Here is a 1,888-nt window from a genome sequence, read left to right as displayed (position 1 = left end):
TCCTCACTTGATAGAGAAATGGCAGGCCGGTGCAGATATGGTTCTGGCTAAACGCTCTGACCGCTCCACTGACAGCAGGCTGAAGCGTAAATCTGCTGAGTGGTTCTATAAACTTCATAACAAAATCAGCAACCCTCAGATAGAAGAGAATGTTGGCGACTTCCGGCTCATGTCTCGCGAAGTAGTGGAAAACATTAAGCTCATGCCAGAACGAAACCTGTTTATGAAGGGTGTGCTGAGCTGGGTTGGTGGTCGAACCGAAGTCGTAGAATATGCGCGAGCAGAACGCGTTGCAGGAAGCACAAAGTTCAATGGATGGAAGCTCTGGAACTTGGCGCTGGAAGGGATCACTAGCTTCTCAACATTCCCGCTGCGCATGTGGACCTATATTGGGTTATTTATTGCATGTATATCATTTACATACGGTTCATGGATGATAATTGATAAATTAATTTTTGGTAATAATGTACCTGGATACCCTTCAATTCTTGTATCAATATTATTTCTTGGCGGCATCCAGTTAATTGGTATTGGAGTGCTAGGTGAGTACATAGGGCGTATCTACGTTGAGGTTAAGCAGCGTCCAAAGTATATATTAAAGGATAATAAATAATGATTTTCAAAAAACAAATTAAATTTATATTCGTAATTTTATTATTTGCGTCATTATTTATGCTATATCACTTTGCCAGCTTAAACATATTCCCACCAAATACAGATGCGGCAACAGTGCTTTTGCTTGGTAAGGATATGTCAGAAGGTAATTACTTACTTCATGGATGGATGCTATCCACGGTTCCTTTTTACTTTACAGAAGTATCTTTTTATGCGATCGCCTCTATATTATTTGGCTACAGCAGTGAGCTTGCATATATAATACCACCAGCGATGTATGCTACTGTGATATTTTTGATATACAGGCTGTCTACAAATAAATCATTAGCATTAGCGCTAATTATATTCTACTTTGTTTTTCCTGCTGACATGGCTGTTACATCAATGCTTTCAGCGTGCATTCACATGGGTACATACATATTTATCATTGGATGCTTAATATTTACAGAAAAGTATATTAAAACAGAAAAAATATTATTTGTATACTTTTCAACCATACTGTCCTCTATGGCTATTTTTAGCGATAATATCTCAGTCTATATATACGTTGCACCGCTAACATTAGCAGCAATGTTTTTGTTGCACAAGGAAAGAAAAAAGAAATACCTTATTATAATGGCTGGATTGTTTTCTTCATATTTAATTTCCAAGGCGATCGGTTTTTTGTTTTTAAACCTTGGAAGCTTTACATTGCCAGGACTAACAGATGTAAAGATTGTTGAGTATGACAATATTTTAGTTAATATAAATACCGCAGTAAGTGGAACTTTATTGTTTTTTAATGCAGACATATTTGGTGAGCAGATAACACCATCACTGCATCTATTATCTAAAGCAATACGCTTTGCTGGTGTTGTTGCATTAATTTACTTCACTTTCAGAAATCTTTTTAAAAACAGAAGCGTTATTGATATATGTTTGTCATTGTCTATTTTAATCATGACATCTGCTTATATTGGTAGTAACCTCCCAAGAAATATATGGACAATAAGATACCTTGTTCCCGTCTTCATTATGGCAGTAATTCTTTTGTCAAGATCTAAATTTAATAAAAAAAGCATTATTTTATTAATAGCTTTTTTGGGCATCATATCAGGAATTAAAACAATAAATATTAATGGCTCCACTGATAATAGATACAATCAGATATCATGTATTAGAGGCTGAATTTACAATCCAAGTGCAACAAAAAAAGAAGTACTCATCAACTAGAATATAATTTTGTTTCCACACAAAAACCATTTCCAAATGATGAGTACTTCCTACCGACATC

Annotated in this window: 2 protein-coding genes; both read left to right on the top strand. The window is 35.3% G+C overall.

Translation table 11 applies throughout. The annotated features are described in order from the left end of the window. On the top strand, positions 1-613 hold a 613-nt coding region (locus ACJHYR_RS27570), incomplete at its 5' end, for a glycosyltransferase (RefSeq protein ID WP_410233205.1). Continuing rightward, entirely contained in the window at positions 613-1,782 is a 1,170-nt protein-coding gene (locus ACJHYR_RS27565; RefSeq protein ID WP_410233204.1) for a hypothetical protein, read from the top strand. The genes ACJHYR_RS27570 and ACJHYR_RS27565, both read left to right, overlap by 1 nt. Positions 1,783-1,888: the final 106 nt, after the last annotated feature.

Origin of the sequence: Escherichia sp. WS1450 (assembly GCF_046487395.1) — a bacterium.
GTDB classification, from domain to species: Bacteria; Pseudomonadota; Gammaproteobacteria; order Enterobacterales; family Enterobacteriaceae; genus Escherichia; species Escherichia coli.
This window is presented reverse-complemented; position numbering and strand designations above follow the sequence as displayed.

What these genes read in the sequence shown, in the direction of transcription:
- ACJHYR_RS27565 (WP_410233204.1), top strand. Translation starts at nt 613, where the DNA reads ATGATTTTCAAAAAACAAATTAAATTTATATTCGTAATTTTATTATTT.